The following is a 23,319-nucleotide window of genomic DNA, read 5'->3' as shown; positions in this document are numbered from 1 at the left end:
GTGATCTGGTTGCTCAGACGGTGGGTCGTCTCGCGGTGTGGGCGGCGGAGTTGGTGTTCTCGGTCGGGTTGGCGACTCCGTTGGTCGCGGTCCAGGCCACGGCGTATATCGCGAAGACGGTCGCGACGATTTCGAAGTTGTTTTCGAAGTTGGCGAAGACGATGTCGAAGTTGACGCCGTTGCTCAAGCGGTTGAAGTCGGCGTTCGGTGATATCGCGAAGGCGTTCAAGAAGACCCCGTCGAAGACCTCGAAGAACGCTGACACCTCTACCACCCCGTCGAACACGGTCAAGGCTGATACCCCGTCGAACACGACGAAGGCTGATACTCCGACGAACCCGGCGAGTACCCCGGATACGCCATCGAAGACACCCGATAGTGGGGACACGGGATCGCCGAAGAAGACCGACCCATGGTCGAAGGAGGATCAGACCACTGCGGCGAACACAGACAAGTCCAAACTCACCAACCAGGACGGTGCGGACAAGCCGAACCTGAACAAGACCGAGAAGCAAACCACTGATTGCGGCGACCCTGTCGATGCCGCGACCGGTGAGTTCTTGCTCCCGGAAACCGATGTCGACCTGCCCGGTGTGTTGGCGTTGGTGTTGACTCGTCGGCATCGTTCGTCGTATCGGTTCGGGCGGTGGTTCGGCCCTTCCTGGGCGGCGACATTGGACATGCGGGTCGATGTCGACCAGGTCGGAGTGAAGTTCGTCGGCCCTGACGGTGAGCTGTGGCAATTCCCGCATACCGCCCCCGATGTTCCAGTGACGCCGGTCCACAGGGGAATTCGTGCGACCATGGTCCGCACCGAGACCGGCGGCTACCACGTGCATGACCCTGACCGGGAACTCACCTGGGGTTTCGCCCCCGACCCGACCCTCGCGGGTTTGGATGTTCAGCTCGGCAACTACGCGATCAGTGAGATCACCGATCGCCACCACAACCGCATCCGGTTCCATTACAACGCTGACGGCGCTCCGACACATGTGACGCATTCGGGTGGATATCGTGTCGATATCGACACCGACGCGGGCCGGGTCACCGCCCTCACCGTCACCAATACTGACGCTGCCGTCACCGAAGGTGGTGTCGTGGCCACCAGCGACAGTACTTCGACCGTCGGGAAGGGCGCGGGCCCGGTCGCGGCTGTGGTGCGCGAATTCGGTTACACCGCTGGCAATCTCACCTCGGTTACCAATGGTGTCGGGGCGATCACCCAGTACCGCTACGACCCCGATGCCCGGATGCTGTCCTGGCGTGACTCCCGCGGCACCGAGATGCACAACACCTACGACCGATCCGGCCGCGTCGTGAAACAGGTGGGCACCGACAACATCCTGTCCGCGACCTTCGTCTACGAAGACCTCCCCGAATTCGGGCGAACACGCACCCGTCACACGAACTCTCTCGGTGCGACAACGATTTTCGAGTTCGACTCCGAGCTGTGCCTACGGAACCTGATCAACCCGCGCGGCGGTACTTCGATCACCGACTACAACGAATACCGCCAACCGGTTCGCCATATCGACGCCCACACCAACACCACGATCTATGTCTACAACCCCGACGGTGATCTGATCCTGCTCCGGCGGCCCGATCAGCAATCCATCACCGTCACCTACGCCGCCCCGAGGCGCCCGGCCACGATCACCGATGTCGACGGCGCCACAATCACCCACGAGTACGACGAGAACAACAATCTCGCCCGCATCACCGATGCCGACGGAATCACCACCGCCTACACATATCACTCGTGCGGGGCACCAGCCTCGATCATCCACTCCACCGGCGCCACCACCAGCGTCGACATCGACCGCGCCGGGCTCCCGATTCGCATCACCGAGTCGGACAGCGCCGTCACCCTCGTGGAACGCGACAGCTTCGGTCGACCCATCGCGATCACCGACCCCCTCGGCCACACCAGCACCCACCAGTACTCCGGCGAGGGAAAACTGCTGTTCCACAGAGGCGCCGACGGCACGACCCAGTCCTGGACCTACGACGGTGAAGGCAACCTCCTCACCCACACCAACCAGATCGGGGGGACTACCCGCTACACCTACGACACGTTCGACCTCGTCGCCTCACGCGAAACCCCTGATGGCACCGTCACTGCCTACACCCACGACACCGAACGCCACCTCACCTCCGTCACCAACCCCCTCGGTGACACCTGGACCTACGAGTACGACCCTACCGGCAACGTGTGCACCGAAACCGACTACAACGGATCGGTCACGCACACCGAGTACGACCTCCTCAACCGGCCCACCACGATCATCACCCCGACCGGTGCCCAACGTCGCCACGCCTACGACGTCCTCGGTCGATTCGCCGGTATCAGCACCGATACCGGGGAATGGATCACCCACACGCACACCGCGTCCGGGAAACTCGCCTCCGCTCGAAATGGTCATCACGCCGACACCATTCACGCTGTGGCGTTCACGCACAGCCCCGCCGGACGGCTCCTCGCCCAAGATGTCGACGGGCGAACCACCACCTACGACTACGATCTTCACGGCCGCCGCACCGGGTACAGCACCCCCACCGGTTCCTCGACCACTTACGAATACGCCCCCACCGGACAGATTGCCGCACTGACCACTGAGGGCCACCGATTCGACTTCACCTACGACCTGCTCGGACGCCAAAATAGCTGGCGCACAGAGGGCCTCGGCCAACACAACACCTACAACGCGGCCGGGCACACCCTCACCCGCGAACTAGCCCAACTCGACCCCCACACCAGCGCACCCACCCAGCTTCTCGAGCGCGACGAATACACCTGGCGACCAGACGGATACATAACCAGCCACACCACCACCAGCCCCCACCGAACCCGCCGCCGCGACTACACCCTCGACGTAATGGGCCGCATCACCCACATCACCACCCCTGGCGGCTTTGTTTCCGAGCAGTACACCTACGACGCCCTCTCGAACCTCACCACCGTCGACATCCCCACCTCCCCAGCACCACCGGATCCCGCCGGACCCGAACAGTCCGAACCTGCGCCCGACCCACGCTTCGAATACCGCAACAACCTCCTCATTCGAGCAGGCCGCACTCGTTACCACTACGACTCCGCCGGACGTCTGATCCGCAAAGAAAAAACCCGCATATCTCGCAAACCTGCCATTTGGCACTACCGCTACAACGCGTTCGACCAACTGGTCGAAGTCACCACCCCCGACAAAAATACCTGGTCCTATACCTACGATACCCTCGGTCGACGCACGAGCAGAAAAAATCAGGACAGTGGTTTGCGGACCGAATTTGTTTGGGATGGTAGTCATCTCGCTGAACAATCGACTACTAGCTCGTCTGGCATCGAAATCCAAACGTGGACCATGCATCCGACAACCCACGTTCCTCTTACTCAATCCATTGGCGATCGATTCTGGGCGATCGTCACCAACCTCCAAGGTAGTCCCACCCACCTCGTAGACCCCGCTACCGGCGATATTGCTTCAGTCGCGAAGGCCTCGCTCTGGGGGCGAACCCACTGGACTGGACCGGGCACACCTCACCGATTCCAAGGTCAACAACAGGATCACGAAACTGGTCTCCATTACAACCATCACCGCTATTACGATCCCGAGACTGGTCGATATCTCACCCAAGACCCGTTGGGTCTCATTCCTGCGCCAAACTCGAACATATACCCGCACAACCCGATAACTTGGACTGATCCACTCGGTTTGACGCCGTGTCCGGAGATTACCGACGAAGGGCTCCAGCATTCATTCACCCGACATGCTCACGAGTGGTTTGGACGCCAGGATCATATGAATCCGTCAGACACCGAGCGCTACGCCGAGTGGAGGACTATGATTGAACAAGCGATGCGAAACAAAAACCCATTTGAGTGGAGTACCGGAAGGACTGATACTCACGGATACCTTACTAAAATTGATGGGAAGTATTTTGTGGCTCAATTCGACCGAACGAGTGGGGAGTTGGTCACAGCATTCCGGCCGAGTTCTGCACAGGTGGCCGCCATGGGGCGTTTGACGGGTTGGTGGAGTTAGAGCGATGGCATCGAAAAAGCGTCCCACGGCACCGTTCGTTACGGTGACAGTGTACTCAACGTCTCCTGAGGAGGAAACGTTCGGAGCTGTAACGGAGGTACTCCGTGATGTTGGAACCGCTACGGGCGTGATCACCGAGTCTGCGGTCGATCATGGAAACGGTGGAGGCACTTCAGGCGTAGGCGACACGCCCGGAATTTCAGGGGAGAAAACTCACGTGATCGGAGAGCTGTTTCAAGTACCTCGAATCGGCCCTGCGTACTGTGAGTATGTGTACCGTCGGTCCGATTCCGATAGGCATGCGATTGCCGTCAATATGTCTGCGGAAGAACTCGGAATTCCGGTGGAGTATCTCAATAGGGATGAGTTGATATCGGCGGACCGGCGAGAGAAATTTTCGAGAACGCTGTTGCATAGAATGTCAAATATTTCCGGCGTGCTTTACGGTTCGGTGGATATCGAACAACCTGTTCCGACTCCTTCGGAGTTGACCTCGATGCCGTTGCCGGTCGATCTGTATATTGCAAATTCCCTGCTGACCGCTGAGGTTGTGGAGAATTTGGAATATCTGTACCACAAGGTAAATGGTACATCTACCCTGTGGGAGAACGGCGTCTTCTATACGCCGTTCCGTTCGGTGCGCGCTCGTGATCCACGGGGCCGGCGCAACGTTGTCAACCTTGAAAAAGATGTAACCCCGGTAATCGCTACAGCTTTCGATTTGTGGCGACGCCGGACCTATGGGTAGTAAGTTGTCGTCGACCGTAAGGATCTGGGTGTCGATTGGTGATCAGAGGCGGGTCTCGCGCGGAGGCCTGGTGCGTGATGGCTGACGTGCGGGTGTCGATTACCGTCTCTGGGGTGTCCAGAGAATCGCGTCGGTCGGCCATTGCCCCGTTCTATGTCATGGATGTGTGGAAGGCGGCCGCTGAGCGGGCCAGGTCGCATGGGGATGTGTTGGTGCTCGCGGCGGGGCAGCCGTCTACGCAGGCGCCCGCACCCGTATTGCGGGCGACCAGGGCGGCGATCGATCACGAATTGCTCGGGTATACCGAGACATTCGGGATTCTGCCGTTGCGTGAGGCTATCGCGGGGCATCACAGTGAGACGTACGGGTATGACGTGCACCCGGATGAGGTGGTGGTGACGACCGGGTCGTCGGGGGCGTTCACGCTGATCTTCCTGGCCGCGTTCGATGTGGGGGACACCGTGGTGGTGGCGCGCCCCGGCTATCCCGCCTATCGGAACACGCTGTCGGCTCTCGGCTGCACCGTCGTCGAGTTGGACTGTGGTCCGCAGACGAGATTTCAGCCGACCGTGGCGATGCTCGAAGCTCTGCAGGAGGCGCCGAAGGGTCTGGTGGTGGCCAGTCCGGCCAACCCGACCGGCACCATGATCGACCCCACCGAGCTCGCCGCGCTGGCTCGCTGGTGCGACGAGCACGGCACGCTGCTGATCTCCGATGAGATCTACCACGGCATCACCTACGCGGGCGCGAGCACGCCGACGTCCTCGGCGTGGGAGTTCTCGCGCGCGTCGGTGGTGATCGGTTCGGTGTCGAAGTACTTCTCGATGACCGGCTGGCGGCTGGGCTGGATGCTGGCCCCGGCCGACCTGCGCCCGGCGCTGCAACGGCTGGCGTCGAATATGACGGTGTGCCCGCCCGCGGTCTCCCAGTACGCGGCCGTGCACGCTTTCGGACCGGAAGCCAAGGATGAACTGGACGGGCACGTGCGCCGGTACGCGCGCAACCGGGCGCTGCTTCTGGAGGGTCTGCCGGCGCTCGGAATCACCGATCTCGCGCCCGCCGACGGAGCCTTCTACGCCTATGCCGATATTGGTCATCTGACCGACAATTCCCGCGCCTGGTGCGCCGAGGTGCTCGCCGAAACCGGTGTCGCGCTGGCACCCGGACTGGATTTCGACACTGTAAACGGAAACCACACGGTACGTTTTTCCTTCGCGGGCGCCACCGACGACATCGCCGCAGCGCTGGAGCGTCTCGGTCCCTTCCTGCGGAGCTGATTCGAGGGCTTGTCAACAGTGATGTGCGACAACAACTTTGCGTAGTACGAACACAACTGTGCCGGGATACGGTAAAACTCAGTTATCCCGAATTCCCAGTGTTTCCCCGATGACGATTGCGCACGGTTGAACTGATGATGACTGGCACTCCTGCACGGTGACCACCGCAACGACCCCGAAAGGCGAACGACGTCGGCAGGCTCTGGTGGCGGCGGCGGCTGAGCTGTTGCTCGAAGGCGGCTTCGACGCCGTGCGGCATCGTTCAGTGGCCTCGCGAGCTGATCTTCCGCTCGCGTCGACCACCTACTACTTCGAGTCGCTCGAGGACCTGATCGCCCGCGCCGTCGAGTTCAGCGGCGCGATCGAACTCGACGCGATGCGCCGCCGGGTCGGGGAAGTCAGTCATCGCAGGCGCGGCACCGAGGCGACGGTCGAGCTCGTGCTCGACGTGCTCGTCGGCCCCGACGACGGCGACCTCGACGCCCGCGGTCAGCTGATCGCCCGCTACGAGCGTTCGGTGGCCTCGGCCCGTCACCCCGAGTTACGTGAGGTCCAGCTCCGACTACGCACCCAGCTCGAAGACCTGCTCGCCGACGTGCTGCGCCGCTCCGACCGAGTGGTGCGCCCCGAGCAGTTACGCAGGATGGTGGCCGTCGTCGACGGTGCGGTGGTCGCCGCGCTGATCGAAGGCCACCCCGAACCCCGCCGACCCGCCAGGGCCGGTCTGCTCGAAATGATCGACATCGTCGCCCCGCCGGTGGTCCCGAACATGATGCCCCAGCAGGTCGAACGGGTGCGGCAATTAGACTGAGTGCTCGTGAGCCTCGTCCCGAATGTCCTCGCCACCCGATACGCCAGCCCGGAGCTCGTCGCGCTCTGGTCGCCCGAGAACAAGATCGTGCTCGAGCGCCGGCTGTGGCTGGAGGTGCTGCGCGCGCAGGCCGAACTCGGAATCGATGTCCCCGCAGGGGTTGTCGAGGACTATGAACGCGTCATCGACCACGTGGACCTGGCTTCGATCGCCGAGCGCGAGCGGGTCACCCGCCACGACGTGAAGGCGCGCATCGAGGAATTCAACGCGCTCGCCGGGCACGAACACGTGCACAAGGGCATGACCAGCCGCGACCTCACCGAGAATGTCGAGCAGCTGCAGATCAGGTTGTCGCTCGAGCACGTCTATCGCCACGGCGTCGCCATCGCGGCCCGGCTGGCCGAGCGGGCCGTCGAGTACCAGGAACTGGTGATGGCCGGGCGCTCGCACAATGTCGCCGCGCAGGCCACCACGCTGGGCAAACGCTTCGCCTCCGCCGCCGACGAGATGCTGGTCGGCCTGGCGCGCGTGCGTGAGCTGATCGAGCGCTACCCGCTGCGCGGGATCAAGGGGCCGATGGGCACCGCCCAGGACATGCTCGACCTGCTCGACGGTGACGCGAACAAACTCGCCGCTCTCGAACAGCAGGTCGCCACCCACCTCGGCTTCGCGAATGTGTTCACCAGCGTGGGTCAGGTGTACCCGCGGTCGCTGGATCACGATGTGCTGTCGGCGCTGGTGCAGCTGGGCGCCGGGCCGTCGTCGTTCGCGCACGCGATTCGGCTGATGGCCGGTCATGAGCTGGTCACCGAGGGTTTCCAGCCGGGGCAGGTCGGATCGTCGGCGATGCCGCACAAGATGAACACGCGCTCGTGTGAGCGGGTGAACGGCCTGCAGGTGATCCTGCGTGGCTACGGCTCGATGGCCGCCGAGCTGGCGGGCGCGCAGTGGAACGAAGGCGACGTGTTCTGCTCGGTGGTGCGCCGCGTCGCGCTGCCCGACGCGTTCTTCGCCATCGACGGGCAGATGGAGACCTTCCTGACCGTGCTCGCCGAGTTCGGCGCCTACCCGGCGGTGGTCTCGCGTGAGCTCGACCGGTACCTGCCGTTCCTCGCGACCACCCGCATCCTGATGGCGGCGGTGCGCGCGGGCGTCGGCCGGGAGACCGCGCACGAGGTCATCAAGGAGCACGCCGTCGCGGTGGCGCTGGCCATGCGCGAGCAGGGGCGCGAACCCGATCTGCTCGATCGCCTGGCCGCCGATGACCGGATGCCGCTCGACCGTGCCGGCCTCGACGCCGCGCTGGCCGACAAGGCGGCGTTCATCGGCGCGGCGGCCGACCAGGTGTCCGAGGTCGTCGCGCGGGTGCAGAAGCTGGTCGAGGCGAATCCGGAAGCCGCGCGCTACACCCCGTCGCCGATTCTGTAGACACGTGCGAATCAGCCCGCCACTGCCGCGTTTTCGGCGCAGGTGGCGGGCTTTCGCGCGTCGAAGCCGATACCGTACCCGGGTGAATCCGTACACGATCTTCGCCGACATCATCGCCGGGGCCGCCCCCTCCTCGAAGGTATACGAGGACGACGACGTCCTCGCCTTCATGGACATTCGTCCTGTGACGCCGGGCCATGTCCTCGTGGTGCCCAAGGTCGCGGCGCCGAGTCTGGCCGATCTCGATCCCGCGTTGGGCGGCAAGCTGTTTCAGGTCGGGCAGCGGATCGCCGCCGCGCTGCGTGAGAGTGAAGTGGCGGCCGACGGGGTGAATTTCTTTCTCGCCGACGGGGTGACGGCCGGACAGGAGGTCTTCCATGTGCATCTGCACGTGATCCCGCGAACGCCCGGTGACGGCTTCGGGCTTCGCGCGCGGCCGACGTCGCCGGCGCGGGCCGATCTCGACTACCTGGCCGGTTCGATTCGGGGCGCGCTCACCCGCTGACCTGATCCTGGCCGAACCGCGCATCGCGTACCTGATGATTTGCTGGGGAAAAGCTGGACACGTCTAGTACTTCCAGTTTGTTCGCCTGTGGGTTATTTTGGACGTCATTGGCATGCGGTGATGGAGGGTTTATCGTGCGTCGCATAAGTGTTGCTGCTGCAGTGCTGGTATTCGCTCTCGGCGTGATCGGACCGGCGGTGGTGCACCCCGCGACGGCGTCCGCCGCGCAGATCATCGGCGTCAACGAACTCACCCCGTTCCGGACGGCGATCACCGTCACCTCGCCCGCGATGGGTCGCAATGTCGATCTGCAGGTCCTGCACCCCGCGGGCGGCGGCTCGCGCGGCACGTACTACCTGCTCGACGGCCTCGACCCCGGCATCGGCCAGAGCACCTGGACCAACGCCACCGACGCCGAGGCCTTCTTCCGCGACAAATTCGTCAATGTGGTGCTGCCGATGGGCGGCCAGGCCAGCTACTACACCAACTGGATCACCGACGATCCTCGGTTCGGCCGGTACCGGTGGGAAACGTTTCTCACCGAGGAACTGCCGGGCCTGATCGACGCGCAGTTCAACGGCAACGGCCTCAACGGCATCGGTGGACTGTCGATGGGCGGCAACGCGGCCTACATCCTGGCCGCCCGCCACCCCGGTCTCTACCGTTCGGTGGCCGGGTACAGCGCCTGTCCGGACATCGCGATGGCGGCGGGCGCGATGATGTTCTCCATCGTCAACCGGGGCGGCAACCCCGGCAATATGTGGGGCCTGCCCGGTAGTCCCGAATGGGCGGCGCACGACCCCGCCCTGATGCTGGACGGGTTGCGCGGCAAGGCGCTGTACCTGTCGACCGGCACCGGAATCCCCGGCCCGCACGAGCTCGAACTCAAGCCGACGCTGGCCGAGAACATCTTCCTCGGCGGTCCCATCGAACTCGGCGTCAACACCTGCATGGTGGCCTTCGACCAGCGCCTGCGCGCCGCGGGCATCGGCGCCAGAATCGACTACCACCCGGTGGGCACCCACTCCTGGTCCTACTGGCAGGACGCCCTGCACGCGTCGTGGCCGTTCATCGGTCCGCCGCTCGGGGCCTGAGAGTTCTCGGACCTACCGCGCGGACCGTCGACGCAGGATCACGCTCGCGAGCACGCCGATCAGCGACAGCGCGGCGACGATCAGGACGTAGCCCGCGGGTAGACCGAGGATCTCGACGTATTCCTTGCTCACCAGCCGGTCCCGCACCGGGGTATCGGTGGCGGCGGGGCCGAGTAGGAAATCGCTGGTGATCGTCGCGGGGTCGGGGATGTAGATCGAGAGTTCGGTGAGGTAATCGTGCCCTGCGGCGAGTGCCCGCAGATCCGGGTCGCTGGGTTCGCCGACCGGAGCGGCGAATTCGGTGGCGACGGTGTGCCGGTCCGTATCGGGGTCTAGACGTGTCACCCGGTGATCGCTGAAGACGTAGAGGTGGACCGATTGCGGTGTGGTCGCGGCGGCCGACATGCGCATCGGATACACGAGCCGGTCGGAGTCGAAGGTGATCCGGACCGGGTCGAGCGCGCCGGACAGCGGCTTCGCGCTGGTGAGCCGCATGGCTACGAAGGACCAGCCTTCGCGGAGGTAGGGGTCGAGCGTGGCGCTCACCTCGGGTCGGAGCTGATAGCCGTTGGTGTCGAGCCACTCTCGGATGCCGGTGAGATCGCCGCCGCGCAGGGTGGTCGCCTCCAGTGGTCCCAACTGCACCTGACTCAGCACATCGGGGCCCGAACCCGGAGCGGCGCTGGACGCGTCGCCGCCGAGTGAACCGCTGCCGAACCAGTCGTATTCGGTGACCCGCTCGGGCGCGGTCACGCGTGCGAGCTCCCGGAACGAGTCCGCGCTGCCCGCCGAGACGGTCGCCGGGGTCGGCGTCGGCACGATCAGGGCCGCGTCGGCGCCGGTGAACCGCATGCCCAATCGCATCAGCACGGTCTCGCGCCGCCCGTCCCAGCCGAGCACGGCGGACTCGCTGTTCACCCGTGCCGAACTGTCGCCGCTGACCACGCCGCCGCACGCGCACGCGTTCGCCGACATCACCGCCCCCGATCCCGCGGCCAGCGCCACCCCGACGGTCACCACCAACGATCGCATCGCGTACCGCATCCCCATGCGGGTCAGGCTACGCGCACTGGGCCGGCGGCAGATGCGCGAAAATACTCAGTCCCGCGGTACCGCCGAGTACCGACGGCCGAGTTGGCGGGCCCGGTCGCAGCGGTACGGCTACGGTGGACGGATGGCTGGCGAGAATGAGACCGTGTCGGCGCCGATCGCGAAGAGGGCGCCCGTCGAGCGGGTCCACCACGGTGACACCTTCGTCGACGACTACGAGTGGCTACGGGACAAGGAAGACCCCGAGGTCATCGCGCATCTGGAGGCGGAGAACGCCTTCACCGCGGCACAGACCGACCAGCTGCAACCCCTGCGGGACAAGATCTTCGACGAGATCAAGGCCAGGACACAGGAAACCGATCTCTCGGTGCCGACGCGACTGGGCGACTACTGGTATTACTCGCGCAGTTTCGAGGGCAAACAGTACGGCGTGCACTGCCGCTGTCGGGTCGACGCGAATGCCGAGGGCATCGACGCCTGGACGCCGCCGCAACTGGAAGTCGGGTCGGCGATCGAGGGCGAACAGGTGCTGCTCGACAGCAACATCCTCGCCGAGGGGCTGGACTTCTTCGCGCTCGGCGCGTTCTCGCTGAGCCACGACGGCAACCTGCTCGCCTACTCCGTCGACAGCTCCGGCGACGAGCGCTACACGCTGCGGATCAAGGATCTGCGCACCAGTGAGCTGCTGGCCGACGAGGTGGCGGGCGCGGCGCCGGGGGCGACCTGGTCGCTGGACGGCACGCACATCTTCTACCAGACGGTCGATGAGTCGTGGCGTCCCGACACCGTGTGGCGCCACCGCGTCGGCACCGGTTCCGATGCCGATGTGACGGTGTTCCACGAGCCCGACGAGCGCTACTGGGTGAGCGTCGGCGCGACCCGCTCCGAGAAGTACCTGATGGTGTGGCTCGGGTCCAAGATCACCACCGAGGGCTGGGTCCTGGAATCGAGCAATCCCGAGGGCGAGTTCCGGGTGCTGCTGCCGCGTCGCGAAGGCGTGGAGTACTCGGCCGAGCACGCGGTGATCGCGGGCGAGGACAAGTTCCTGATCCTGCACAACGACGTGGTCGACGGGGTGAAGGCGGAGAACTTCGTGCTCGCCGTCGCGCCCGCCACCGACCCGTCGGACATGACGACGCTGATCGGGCATCGCGAGGACGTGCGGCTCGAGGACATCGACGCCTTCGCCACCCACCTGGTGCTCGGTTACCGGCGCGACGCGCTGCCTCGCCTGTCGGTGTGGACGCTCACCCCGGAGGGCTTCGGTGAACTGACCGAGCTCGACTTCGGCCTCGAATTGTTCTCCGCCGGTGCGGGTTCGAGCCCGGAGTGGGAGCAGCCCACCCTGCGCGTCGGGGTCACCTCGTTCATCACGCCGATGCAGGTGTTCGACTACGTGCCCGCCACCGGCGAGCTGCTGCTGCGCAAGGAACAGCCGGTGCTCGGCGGGTACGACGCCGACGACTATGAGCAGCATCGTGATTGGGCCGTGGCCGCCGACGGCACCCGCATTCCGATCTCGATCATCAAGCGCAGCGGACTGCCAGACGGCCCGAAGCCCCTGCTGCTCTACGGATACGGCTCCTACGAGGCCAGTATCGATCCGTCGTTCTCGGTGTCGCGACTGTCGTTGCTCGATCGCGGCATGGTGTTCGCGGTGGCGCATGTGCGCGGCGGCGGCGAGATGGGCAGGCTCTGGTACGAGCACGGCAAGACGCTGCTGAAGAAGAACACCTTCACCGACTTCGTCTCCTGCGCAAGCCATCTCATCGACACCGGCGTCACCGCACCCGACCGTTTGATCGCCGACGGCGGCAGCGCGGGCGGACTGCTGATGGGCGCGGTCGCCAACCTGGCCCCGGAACTGTTCACCGGCATCCTCGCCAATGTGCCGTTCGTCGACCCCCTCACCTCGATCCTCGACCCGTCGCTGCCGCTGACGGTGATCGAATGGGACGAGTGGGGAAATCCCTTGGCCGACAAGGACGTCTACGAGTACATGAAGTCGTACTCGCCCTACGAGAACGTCGAAGCCAAGGACTACCCGGCCATCCTGGCGATCACCAGCCTCAACGACACCAGGGTGCTCTACGTGGAGCCGGCCAAGTGGGTCGCCAAGCTGCGCGCCACCAAGACCGGTGACAACGAGGTGCTGCTCAAGACGGAGATGACCGCCGGTCACGGCGGGGTGAGCGGGCGCTACGAGAAGTGGAAGGAAGTCGGCTTCGAGTACGCCTGGGTCCTCGACCGCGTGGGTCTCGCGGACGCGTGAACCGATGGGCCCCGGCTTCGGCCGGGGCCCATTTCCGTTGTCACGGTGCGAGTAGCCTGCCGAGCAGGGTGGTGAGTTGAAGGCGTTCGGCAGGACTCAGCGCGGCGAAGGCGTTGTCGAGGAAGGCCGGGATGGCGGCTTCCGCGCCGCGAAGGCGGTCGCTGCCTGCCGGGGTGAGGGTGACGGCGTAGGAGCGGCGGTCCGATGGATTACGTTCTCGCCGGACGTATCCGGATGATTCGAGGTGATCGCAGACCGTCACCATCACGCTGCGGTCGATGCGTAGTTCCGCGGCCAGTGTCTGCTGGGAGCAGGCGCCGACCTCGGCGAGCATCTTCAGCACCAGGTGCTGGCCGACGCCGAGGCCCTGCGCGCTCGCGTGTGCTTCCGCCGCGCGCGCGACCGCCGTCGACGCTCGACACAGGGCGATGTCGGGGCGTTCGGCGGCCAGTCGTGGGAAGTAGGTGGGCTCGGTTGCCATGAGACTCCTCTGATCTGTCGTTCCATTAAATCATCTGTGCACAGATTGTTTGACGGAAGATGATCGACGCTCTACCGTCATAATCGTCTGAGCGCAGATTGTTCGGTGCCAGACGATTCCTGCGTGGCACGAGGAGCGCCCATGACTCTCGATCTGACCCCGGACCAGCTGCTGTCGACCACCCGTGCGGTGCGCAGACGGCTCGACTTCGATCGGCCGGTGCCCCGGTCGCTCATCGAGGAGTGCGTCGACCTGGCCACGCAGGCGCCGACCGGACGCAATCGGCAACGCTGGCACTTTCTGGTCGTCACCGACAAGGCGCGACGAGGCGAGCTGGCCGATATCTTCCGGCGCTCGTTGCCGCTCGGTGCGGCGGCGCCACTGACCGCGCGTGACGAGGAGCGGATGAACATCTCCCCGCGCTCCACCGAGCGGGTCTTCGACGGACTGCGCTATCTGAGCGCCAATATTCACCGGGTGCCCGCCTTCGTGATTCCGGCCGTCGAGGGCCGCACCGACCGCGCCTCGGTGGAAGTCCAGGCGGGCACATGGGGCTCGATCCTGCCTTCGGTATGGAGCTTCATGCTGGCCGCGCGGGCCCGTGGACTCGGCACCGTGTGGACAACCGCGCAGGCGCCGTTGGAGTCCGAACTCGCTGCGGTACTTGGCGTTCCGTACGACAAGGTGATGCTCGCCGCTTTTCTGCCACTGGCCTTCACCATCGGCACCGACTTCAAGCCCGCGGTGCGGGTGCCGCGCGAGCAGGTATTGCACTGGCAGGGATGGTGAGAAATGCGACGGAATTCGTCGGCGCGTCATCGCGGTAGCACGTTGGCGTCATCTCGAACTGTCACCCTGGGTATATGAACGCTGAGCTGATCGTTTCGGTGTCGGGGATCCGGGATACCACTCGCGATGCCGCGATCGAATTCGCCGCGGAGATGGACTCGCGCGGCGTGCGGCTGTCGCTGCTGGTCGCGCCGCGGTTGAAAGGCAAGTACCGGCTGGTCGACGATCCCGCGACGCAGTCGTGGCTGCGCGGGCGGCGCCTCGAAGGTGACGCGATCGTGCTGCACGGCTACGACCAGGCCGCCACCAAGGCGCGGCGCGCGGAGTTCGCCGATCTGCCCCGGCACGAGGCGTCGCTGCGGCTCAAGGCCGCCGATCGGGTGATGGAGCGGGTGCAATTGCGCACCCGGCTGTTCGCCGCCCCGCGCTGGGACGCCTCCAACGGCGCGCTGGCGGCGCTGCCAGAGGTGGGTTTCCGCATGTCCCTCGGGCTCACCAGCATGCTCGACCTGGAACGTGACGTGGCCCAACGTGCCCGGGTGTACGGGATCGGCGAGGGATTCCGCGCCGAACCGTGGTGGTGCCGGGCCATGGTGATGGGCGCCGCGCGCGTCGCCCGACGCGGCGGCGTGCTGCGGTTGGCGGTGTCGGCGGCGCAGTTGCAGCGCTCGGGTCCGCGCCAGGCCATGCTCGACGCGGTCGACCTCGCGCTCTATCACGGCGCCCACAGCGACGTGTACCGCTGGGAGCCCTACCCGGCTGTTCGAGCCGCCTGACTGCGCCACCGCCGCGCGCGTAACTGGCGATCAGCGCGCGGCGGTGGCCCTCCTCGCTGTTCCCTGGGCGGGCGGGAAACATACTCGTTCCCGGAGTTTCGAGCCCGGTGCATGTCTGCGCGGCGGTTACCATTCGAAGGCAGTTGTTCGAGTGGTTTCCGCTAGTTGTGTAAACGCAGCAGGAGGCAGCGCTGATGACGGGCACGTCGACGAAAGTCGCGACGACTACGAAATATATGTCCTGGGTGACCTTGGCGCTGATGACCACGAGTTCGGTGGCGAGTCTGCGATCAGCGCCGACGATGGCCGTGTACGGATTGGCCTGTGTATTCCTCTACGTCATTCCCGCGATTCTGTTCCTGATGCCGACCTCGCTGGTCGCCGCGGAATTGGCGTCGGGGTGGCAGGGCGGGGTATATCAATGGGTCAGTGAGGGATTGAGTAAGCCGCTCGGATTTCTTGCCGTCTGGTGCCAGTTCGCCATGACGATCTTCTACTATCCGAGTCTTCTCGCTTATGTCGCGAGTACTTTCGCGTACATCATTCATCCGTCACTGGCATCCAACGGTCTGTATGTGGCGATCGTGATCATCACCGTCTATTGGGCGGGTGTGTATGTGTCCTCGCAGGGCACCAAGACCGTGGCGGGGCTGTCGAGTATGGGCCTGGTCATCGGCACGCTGATCCCGGGCACCCTGCTTGTGGTGCTCGGCCTGGTCTTCCTGGCGCAGGGCAATCCGTCAGCGGCGCCGATGGATTCGTCGCATCTGCTGCCCGCGTGGGCCGGATTGGCGAGCCTGGTGCTGATCGTGAACAACTTCCTGTCCTACGCGGGCATGGAGATGAACGCGGTGCACGTGTCGTCGCTGCGGAATCCGGCCAGGGAGTTCCCGAAGGCGATGTTCCTGGCGATGGCCCTGGTGCTGGTGATCTTCATCCTGCCCGCGCTGGCGATCAGCTGGGTCGTCCCCGCGGCCAGCCTGAGCCTCACCGCGGGTGTGATGCAGGCCTTCGACGCGTTCTTCGCGCACTTCGGAATCGGTTTCCTCACCCCGATCGTCGGCATCGCGCTGGTGGCCGCGGCGGTCGGCGGCATGCTGACCTGGCTGGCCGGTCCGTCCAAGGGGCTGCTGCTGATCGGACGCAAGGAGGGGTACCTGCCGCCGTTCCTGACTCGGCTCAACAAACACGGCGTGCAGCAGAACATGCTGGTGGCCCAGGGCGTGTTCACCACCTTCATCGCGCTGCTCTACGCCTTCATCCCCGATGTCTCCAGCGCGTACTGGATTCTGTCGGTGATCACCACGCAGGTGTATCTGATCATGTACGTGTTGATGTTCGCCGCCGCCGCCAAGCTGCGTCGCGACGATCCGGATCACCCGCGTGGTTTCCGGGCGCCCGCGCTGATGGCGCTGTGCGGGCTCGGCGCCGCCTCCTCGATCGCCGCGTTCACGATCGGCTTCGTGCCGCCGTCGCAATTCGGCGGGGGTAGTACCTGGGTGTATGTGCTCATCGTGGGTGGCGGGCTCGGCATCGTCGGCCTGCTCATTCCGTACCTGTTCTACCGAAATCGCAGGGACAGCTGGAAATTCGCCATACCGGAAGGGCAGCAGGCATGACGACCGGAGACGCCCCCGACCACAAGCGACGCTGGATCTATCTCACGGCGGGTCTACTGCTCGTGGTGTTCGCTCTGACCGGGTTGTTCACCTTCAGCGCGATCCACGAGAGCACCCAGGCCACCGCGAAAGCTCAACAGCTGCACGACAATCTGGTCGCGGCGGGTCTGCCCGCGCCGGAGGTGAAGGTCATCGCCGACACGTTCGGCGAGGACGGTGGGTCGATCTGTCAGGATCTGAGCGCGCCGCTGATCAAGGCGAGGTATCAGGACTCGATCACCAACGGCGCTGCGGGGCCCGGTCAGCGTCCGGTGATCGGACCGCGAGACTTCGCCGAGGCGGGCGGGCTCGCGATCGCCACCTACTGCCCGGATCGACTGCAGGACTACCTCTCCCATCTCGAAACTCTGAAGCTGGAAAACACCACGAAGTGAGGCGCGAAGACATGAGCGACGATGCGACGGCGCTACGCGGCAAGGTAGCCGGACTGATGGGCCAGGCGAAAAAGGATCTGGCCGAGCTCGTTTCGTTCGAGTCCGTCGCCGATCCACGCCAGTTCCCGCCGGAAGGGTGTGCGCGAACCGCGCAGTGGGTGGCCGACGCGTTCGCCGCGGCGGGGCTGACCGAGGTGGGCCTGCACGAGACCCCGGACGGCAGCTCGGCGGTGATCGGGCACAAGCCGGGGCCGCCGGGGACCCCGACCGTGCTGCTGTACTGCCACTACGACGTGCAGCCCCCGCTCGACGACGCCGCGTGGAAGACGCCGGTCTGGACGCTGACCGAGAAGGACGGCCGCTGGTACGGGCGCGGGGCGGCGGACTGCAAGGGCAATATCGTCACCCATCTCACCGCCCTGCGCGCGATCGGACCCGACTTCCCGATCGGGATCAAGGTGGTAGCCGAGGGGTCGGAGGAACAGGGCACCGGCGGTCTGGAGAAGTTCGTGGTCGCCGATCCCGCGCGGCTGGAAGCGGATGCGATCCTGGTGGCCGACTGCGGCAATTTCGCCGTCGGGGTGCCGACGTTCACCCAGACCCTGCGCGGAATGGTGAATGTGGTGGTGACGGTGAAAACGCTGGAGGGGCCGATGCATTCGGGCATGTTCGGTGGACCCGCGCCCGATGCGCTCGCCGCGATGATCGAGCTGCTGTCGTCGTTGCGCGACGCGGAGGGCAACACCACGATCGACGGGCTCACCGACGATCAGGAGTGGACCGGCGCGCAGTATCCGTCAGCGGACTTCCGGTCGGATGCGGGCGTGCTCGACGGTGTGGGACTGCTCGGCAACGGGACCGTCTCCGACATGCTGTGGGCGCGGCCCGCGCTGACGGTGCTGGGGATGGACGTGCCCGCGGTGGTCGGGTCCTCGGCGGCGATCCAGCCGAGCACCAGGGCCAGGCTCAATCTGCGCATCCCGCCGGGCACCGAGCCGCAGCGGGCGTGTGAGCTGCTGGAGAAGCACCTGCGCGCGCACGTGCCGTGGAATGCCCAGATCGAGATCGAGGTCGAGGCGCTCGGCGAACCGTTCGTGGCGTCCACCCACGGCCCGGCCCGCTCGGCCATGGAGCGGGCGATGGCCGTCGCCTACGGTCGCGACGTGACCACCGAGGGTCAGGGCGGGTCGATCCCGCTGTGCAATGTCTTCGCCGCGACCTACCCGAAGGCCGAGATCATGCTGATCGGCGTCGAAGAGCCGAAATGCCTGATCCACGCGCCCAACGAGAGCGTCGACCCCAGCGAGATCGAGCACATGGCGCTGGCCGAAGCGCTGTTCCTGACCAGCTACCGCTGAGCTAGAACTGGCCCTGGTCCTCGGCATCGAGTACGCGGAACTCGGTGCCAGCCGGGGCCATCTCGGTGAGCCTGCCGAAGTAGATCCCCTGGGCCGACGGGGCGATGATGCCGTGGTGGATGGGCACCGCGGTGCGCGGATTGACGGCGCGCAGGTAGTCGACGGCTTCGGCGATGCGCATCCACGGGGCGGCGGCGGGGATCGCGAGCACACCGACCGGGACCGGCGGCACCCAGAGCGAGTCGCCGGGGTGGACCAGCTGGGCGGGGTCGGCCTCGGTGCCGAGCTGGAAGACGGTGTTGTCGATCACCGGGATCTCCGGGTGGATCACCGCGTGCCTGCCACCGCCGCCGGTGATCTGTAAGTCACCGATATCGAGCACCTGACCCGCCGACACCGGCTCCCATCCCTCGCTGCGCTGCTGCGCGGTCTGCGGATCCGACAGCAGTCGGGCCGTGGGATTGTCCTCGATGAGATCGCCGATCCGATTCGGGTCGATGTGGTCGGGGTGCTGGTGGGTCACCGCGATCGCGTCCAAGCCGGTGATGCCCTCGAACCCGTGCGAGAAGGTTCCGGGGTCGAACAGCACTTTCACGCCGTGCAGTTCCACGAGGATGCAGGAATGACCGAAGTGGGCGATGCGCATACCCGATGCTAAGCCGCCGTGACCCCGGAACGCGGGCACGACGGCCCGGTCAACTAAGATTTCCGGGGTAACCCCCCACACACTTGAGGAGCAACGCGTGGCACGAGTCGTGGTCGAGGTCATGCCGAAGGCCGAGATTCTGGACCCCCAGGGACAGGCCGTGGTCGGCGCGCTCCCGCGTCTGGGATTCGCCGGAATCTCGGATGTGCGGCAGGGCAAGCGATTCGAGCTCGAGGTGGACGACAGTGTGTCGGACGCTCAGCTCGAGCAGATCGCCGAGGCGCTGCTGGCGAACACGGTGATCGAGGACTGGAAGGTCGTTCGGGTCTCGTGACTGCACGTATTGGCGTTATTACTTTCCCCGGCACGCTCGACGATGTCGATGCCGCTCGCGCGGTGCGGTTGGCCGGCGCCGAGGCGGTGAGCCTGTGGCATGCCGACGCCGATATCAAGGGTGTCGACGCCGTGATCGTGCCCGGTGGCTTCTCCTACGGTGACTACCTGCGGTGTGGGGCGATCGCGCGGTTCGCGCCGGTGATGGGCGAGGTGGTTCGCGCGGCGGGCCAGGGCCTGCCGGTGCTCGGCATCTGCAACGGATTCCAGGTGCTGTGTGAGGCCGGATTGCTGCCGGGCGCGCTGACCCGCAACGAGGGACTGCACTTCATCTGCCGCGACGAGTGGTTGAAGGTCGAAGCCACCGATACCGCGTGGAGCTCGCGCTACGAGCCGGGCGCGCAGATCCTGGTTCCGCTGAAGTCGGGCGAGGGGCGTTTCCAGGCTTCGGAGCAGGTGCTCGACGAGCTCGAAGGCGAAGGCCGCGTGGTGTTCCGCTACGCGGGCGACAACCCGAACGGTTCGCAGCGCGGGATCGCCGGGATCTCCTCGGCCAACGGGCGGATCGTCGGTCTGATGCCGCACCCCGAGCACGCGACCGAGGCATTGACCGGTCCCAGCGATGACGGACTCGGCATCTTCTATTCGGTACTCGATAGTTTGATCAACGTCTGACGCGTAACCCCGCGATCCTAGGCACGGCCGGGATTCGCGGGCAGGCGGCACAGGATGTCGAAATCGACCCCGTTCGCCATCGCCAGGTGGGTGGGACCGACCGCCTGATTGCCGAGAAAACCGCGGCGGGTGGCCGGGCCGTCCAACGCCAGACCTGGGTGCGCCGCGGCGATGATGGTTTCCACGTCAAGGGTGCCCGTGGTGTCGGCCAGGGTGTTCAGCAGGTGGATCGCCTCGTAGGTGGAGTTGCTGAAAGTGGTGAGCACGGGGGCGAATCGGCCCTGGTGCCGGTGGTAACGGGCGCGGCGGGATCGGCCCTCGGCGCTCTTGTTGTCGAGGAAGAAACTCGACGCCACATAGAGGTTGGCGTTCGCCGACGGGCCCGCGCTGAGCAGGACGTTCTCGTCGACCGCCGGGCTGAGCCGGGGCATCACGGCGGGTAGGCCGGTGGCGGTGAACTGGCGGTTGAAGCGGGCGGTGTCGGCGCCGACCATGAGGATCAGGACCGCATCGGCCAGCAGCAGCGCGGGGTCGTCGAGGAAATCGCCGAAATCGGTGGTGCCGAGGGGCACGTAGTGCTCGACGATGATGTCGTACGGATCGGGCAGCGACCGGCGCAGGGCGCGGGCGGTTCGGCGAGGCCAGATGTAGTCGTTGCCGATCACGGCCCAGCGGCGCACCCCCAGTTCGCGGGTCATCCACGCGGCGGCGGGGACCGTCTGGTGGTCGGGATGCTCGCCGACCAACAGGACGCCGGGGCGCTCGTCGGGCAGGCCCTCGTGGTCGGTGGCGTAGAGGTAGGGAACCCGCGCGTCCACGGCCTCGGCGACCGCTCGACGTACGGCGGAGGTATGCCAGCCGGTGATCGCACCGACCATTCCGGTGGCGAGGAAGGCCGCTACTTCGGCGGCGACTTCGTGTGGTTCGCGACCGCCGTCGAGGGTGGTGAGATTGATTTCACGGCCGAGAATTCCTGTGCCGCTATTGATCTCGTCGACAGCCAGGGAAATTGCCGCGGTGCACGATGGCGCGATGATGCCGCCGGGGCCCTGAGTGGGGACGATCGAGAGAATCTCGATCGTTTCATCCCGGGTCCGGCCTATTGTCGGCATTCTGTAGTCTATCGCCTGGTGCGAACAGGGAATGTTCGAATGAATTTCTCGGCAGGTGGGAATGCGATCGGTGTCCATTATCAGTGGGTATGCCACGCTGCACGGCGCCCTGCGCTCCGCGGAGCGCAGCTGGGTAGGCAGGCTCGAATCGGCGCTCTCGGCTGACAATCTCACGGCCGACCACTGGGCGATCCTTTCGCAGTTGTCCACCGACGACGGGATGACGATGTCGGAACTGGCCGCCCAAGCGCGGCTGGCCCCGTCCTCGGCCACTCGGCACGCGGACAATCTGGCCGAACGCGGGCTGATCTTCCGGGTCGCCGCCACCGATGATCGCCGCCGGATCCTGATCGGTTTGAGCAGTCTCGGGGCCAAATTGGCCGCCAAGATCCGCGCACAGGAAAAGCTCGCGGAGGAAGAACTGCGCTGTCGCCTCGGGATTCGTCGTTACGGCGAATTACTGGCCGCGCTCGCGGTGATCGCCGAACACGACGACTGATCCGAGCGCGGTATCACGGGGCGAGGTGCCGGGGTGCGCCATCGTGCCTAGGATCGCAGAATGCCGGTTTCCTTGACAGCGGCCACGGCCAGCGGACTATGTGCCTTCATCGACGCGTCACCCTCGCCCTTCCACGTGTGCGCGACGGTGGCGGCCGAGCTGGACGGCAACGGGTTCACGCCGTTGACGGAGGCATCGGCGTGGGACGACGCGGGCGGGAAACACTATGTGGTGCGCGGTGGTTCGCTGATCGCGTGGGCTGACTACGACGCGGTGCCCGCCGCTCCGTTCCGGGTGGTCGGGGCGCATACCGACAGCCCCAACCTGCGCGTGAAGCAGCATCCCGATCTGGCGGGGTCCGGGTGGCGGCTCGTCGGGCTGGAGCCGTACGGCGGGGCGTGGCTGAACTCCTGGCTGGACCGCGAGCTCGGTCTCTCGGGGCGGCTCAGTGTGCGCGAGGGCGCGCGGATGCGCGATGTGCTGGTGCGCATCGACGAACCGATCCTGCGGGTGCCGCAGTTGGCCATTCACCTGTCCGAGGACCGGCGCGGGGTCACCCTCGACCCGCAGCGGCACGTGAACGCCATCTGGGGGATCGGCGACGCTCCGGCATCGTTCCTCGACTTCGTCGCCGAGCGGGCGCAGGTCGACGGCGCCGACGTGCTCGGCTGGGAACTGATGACCCACGACCTCGCGTCGAGCACGATCGTCGGTCGCGACCTCGATCTGGTGAGCGCGCCCCGGCTCGACAACCAGGGCACCTGCTACGCCGGATTGCAGGCGTTCCTGGCGGCCGCCGACGAGCCGGGTGCGGCGACGGCGGTGCTGGTGATGTTCGACCACGAAGAGGTGGGCAGCCAGTCCGATCGGGGGGCGCAATCGGATCTGCTGCCCGCCGTGCTGGAGCGGATCGTGCTGGCCCGCGGTGGTGGGCGCGCGGATTACCTTGCCGCGCTCGCCGGTTCGGTGGTCGCCTCCGGTGACATGGCGCACGCGACGCACCCGAACTATCCGGACCGGCACGAGCCCGCGCACCGCATCGAAGTCGGTGGTGGGCCGGTGCTCAAGGTGAATCAGAACCTGCGCTACGCCACCGACGCGGCGGGCGCGGGCGCGTTCGCCCTCGCGTGCGCGCAGGCCGGTGTGCCGCTGCAACGGTATGTCCACCGGGCCGACCTGCCCTGCGGCTCGACCATCGGCCCGATGACGGCGGCGCGCACCGGCATCTCGACCGTCGATGTCGGCGCACCCCAGCTCGCCATGCACTCGTGCCGTGAACTCATGGGCGCCGCCGACGTGCCCGCCTACGCCTCGGCCCTCGCGGCGTTCCTGACCCCGGAGGCGACGGACTGAGACATGGCGGCCGACGCCG

General features: G+C 65.8%; 22 protein-coding genes. 17 read left to right on the top strand and 5 right to left on the bottom strand.

Annotated elements, in window-relative coordinates; genetic code table 11:
* Positions 1–13 precede the first annotated feature (13 nt).
* The gene (locus NA12_RS34125; RefSeq protein ID WP_165914854.1) at positions 14–388 is read right to left on the bottom strand and encodes a hypothetical protein; all 375 of its coding nucleotides are present in this window, start codon (positions 386–388) and stop codon (positions 14–16) included.
* 106 nt (positions 389–494) lie between these two features.
* Here NA12_RS34125 and NA12_RS10085 point away from each other — a divergent pair, with 106 nt between their 5' ends.
* The 7 genes from NA12_RS10085 to NA12_RS10060 all read left to right on the top strand — a co-directional run bounded on the left by NA12_RS10085 (position 495) and on the right by NA12_RS10060 (position 9,903).
* Positions 495–4,040, top strand: coding sequence for an RHS repeat-associated core domain-containing protein (locus NA12_RS10085; protein ID WP_255284076.1), 3,546 nt, complete (start codon positions 495–497; stop codon positions 4,038–4,040).
* A gap of 4 nt (positions 4,041–4,044) precedes the next feature.
* Positions 4,045–4,788 (top strand): hypothetical protein, encoded by a 744-nt coding sequence (locus NA12_RS33590; RefSeq protein ID WP_132370136.1) that lies wholly within the window; start codon positions 4,045–4,047, stop codon positions 4,786–4,788.
* A 113-nt stretch (positions 4,789–4,901) separates the two neighbouring features.
* Positions 4,902–6,065: a pyridoxal phosphate-dependent aminotransferase gene (locus NA12_RS10080; RefSeq protein ID WP_132370138.1), complete on the top strand. Its 1,164-nt coding sequence runs from the start codon at positions 4,902–4,904 to the stop codon at positions 6,063–6,065.
* Positions 6,066–6,222: 157 nt separating this feature from the next.
* Positions 6,223–6,876, top strand: coding sequence for a TetR/AcrR family transcriptional regulator (locus tag NA12_RS10075; RefSeq protein WP_067448650.1), 654 nt, complete (start codon positions 6,223–6,225; stop codon positions 6,874–6,876).
* Positions 6,877–6,882: 6 nt separating this feature from the next.
* Complete coding sequence (gene purB, locus NA12_RS10070; protein WP_067448683.1) at positions 6,883–8,304, top strand: adenylosuccinate lyase; 1,422 nt, start codon at positions 6,883–6,885, stop codon at positions 8,302–8,304.
* An 82-nt stretch (positions 8,305–8,386) separates the two neighbouring features.
* On the top strand, positions 8,387–8,809 hold the full coding sequence (locus NA12_RS10065) for an HIT family protein (protein WP_067448648.1): 423 nt from the start codon (positions 8,387–8,389) through the stop codon (positions 8,807–8,809).
* 161 nt (positions 8,810–8,970) lie between these two features.
* Entirely contained in the window at positions 8,971–9,903 is a 933-nt protein-coding gene (locus NA12_RS10060; protein WP_084472604.1) for an alpha/beta hydrolase, read from the top strand.
* 12 nt (positions 9,904–9,915) lie between these two features.
* Here the strand turns inward: NA12_RS10060 and NA12_RS10055 are convergent, their stop codons facing one another.
* The gene (locus tag NA12_RS10055) at positions 9,916–10,953 is read right to left on the bottom strand and encodes a DUF2330 domain-containing protein (protein ID WP_243655029.1); all 1,038 of its coding nucleotides are present in this window, start codon (positions 10,951–10,953) and stop codon (positions 9,916–9,918) included.
* A gap of 124 nt (positions 10,954–11,077) precedes the next feature.
* On the opposite strand from NA12_RS10055, the gene NA12_RS10050 reads away from it, so the two are divergent.
* Positions 11,078–13,225: a S9 family peptidase gene (locus NA12_RS10050; protein ID WP_067448682.1), complete on the top strand. Its 2,148-nt coding sequence runs from the start codon at positions 11,078–11,080 to the stop codon at positions 13,223–13,225.
* 40 nt (positions 13,226–13,265) lie between these two features.
* Here the strand turns inward: NA12_RS10050 and NA12_RS10045 are convergent, their stop codons facing one another.
* Complete coding sequence (locus tag NA12_RS10045; protein WP_067448642.1) at positions 13,266–13,706, bottom strand: MarR family winged helix-turn-helix transcriptional regulator; 441 nt, start codon at positions 13,704–13,706, stop codon at positions 13,266–13,268.
* 141 nt (positions 13,707–13,847) lie between these two features.
* Between NA12_RS10045 and NA12_RS10040 the strand changes: the two genes are divergently transcribed.
* From NA12_RS10040 to NA12_RS10020, 5 genes are all read left to right on the top strand, one after another.
* On the top strand, positions 13,848–14,495 hold the full coding sequence (locus tag NA12_RS10040) for a nitroreductase family protein (protein WP_067448641.1): 648 nt from the start codon (positions 13,848–13,850) through the stop codon (positions 14,493–14,495).
* Between the two features lie 74 nt (positions 14,496–14,569).
* Positions 14,570–15,271 (top strand): DUF2334 domain-containing protein, encoded by a 702-nt coding sequence (locus tag NA12_RS10035; RefSeq protein WP_067448640.1) that lies wholly within the window; start codon positions 14,570–14,572, stop codon positions 15,269–15,271.
* Positions 15,272–15,465: 194 nt separating this feature from the next.
* Positions 15,466–16,890: a glutamate/gamma-aminobutyrate antiporter GadC gene (gene gadC / locus NA12_RS10030; RefSeq protein WP_067448639.1), complete on the top strand. Its 1,425-nt coding sequence runs from the start codon at positions 15,466–15,468 to the stop codon at positions 16,888–16,890.
* Entirely contained in the window at positions 16,887–17,324 is a 438-nt protein-coding gene (locus tag NA12_RS10025; protein WP_067448638.1) for a hypothetical protein, read from the top strand. The genes gadC and NA12_RS10025 overlap by 4 nt, the downstream gene beginning before the upstream one ends.
* A gap of 11 nt (positions 17,325–17,335) precedes the next feature.
* A complete protein-coding gene (locus tag NA12_RS10020) occupies positions 17,336–18,682 on the top strand; it encodes a dipeptidase (protein WP_067448681.1) in 1,347 nt (448 codons plus the stop codon).
* Between the two features lies 1 nt (position 18,683).
* On the opposite strand, the gene NA12_RS10015 is transcribed toward NA12_RS10020, so the two are convergent.
* A complete protein-coding gene (locus NA12_RS10015; protein WP_067448636.1) occupies positions 18,684–19,328 on the bottom strand; it encodes an MBL fold metallo-hydrolase in 645 nt (214 codons plus the stop codon).
* A 97-nt stretch (positions 19,329–19,425) separates the two neighbouring features.
* Between NA12_RS10015 and purS the strand changes: the two genes are divergently transcribed.
* Positions 19,426–19,662 (top strand): phosphoribosylformylglycinamidine synthase subunit PurS, encoded by a 237-nt coding sequence (purS, locus tag NA12_RS10010; protein ID WP_056818769.1) that lies wholly within the window; start codon positions 19,426–19,428, stop codon positions 19,660–19,662.
* Positions 19,659–20,336 carry a phosphoribosylformylglycinamidine synthase subunit PurQ gene (purQ, locus tag NA12_RS10005; protein ID WP_067448634.1) on the top strand — a complete coding sequence of 226 codons (678 nt, stop codon included), beginning with the start codon at positions 19,659–19,661 and terminating at the stop codon, positions 20,334–20,336. The genes purS and purQ overlap by 4 nt, the downstream gene beginning before the upstream one ends.
* Before the next feature lie 17 nt (positions 20,337–20,353).
* Here the strand turns inward: purQ and NA12_RS10000 are convergent, their stop codons facing one another.
* Positions 20,354–21,448 carry a substrate-binding domain-containing protein gene (locus tag NA12_RS10000; protein ID WP_067448632.1) on the bottom strand — a complete coding sequence of 365 codons (1,095 nt, stop codon included), beginning with the start codon at positions 21,446–21,448 and terminating at the stop codon, positions 20,354–20,356.
* A gap of 61 nt (positions 21,449–21,509) precedes the next feature.
* Between NA12_RS10000 and NA12_RS09995 the strand changes: the two genes are divergently transcribed.
* Positions 21,510–21,947: a MarR family winged helix-turn-helix transcriptional regulator gene (locus NA12_RS09995; protein ID WP_067448630.1), complete on the top strand. Its 438-nt coding sequence runs from the start codon at positions 21,510–21,512 to the stop codon at positions 21,945–21,947.
* A 60-nt stretch (positions 21,948–22,007) separates the two neighbouring features.
* Positions 22,008–23,300 (top strand): M18 family aminopeptidase, encoded by a 1,293-nt coding sequence (locus tag NA12_RS09990; protein WP_067448628.1) that lies wholly within the window; start codon positions 22,008–22,010, stop codon positions 23,298–23,300.
* Positions 23,301–23,319 lie beyond the last annotated feature (19 nt).

The organism is Nocardia alba NBRC 108234 (genome assembly GCF_001612665.1).
Lineage (GTDB): Bacteria > Actinomycetota > Actinomycetes > Mycobacteriales > Mycobacteriaceae > Nocardia > Nocardia alba.
The sequence above is the reverse complement of the archived record's forward strand: the minus strand, read 5'-3'. Positions and strand labels throughout refer to the sequence as shown.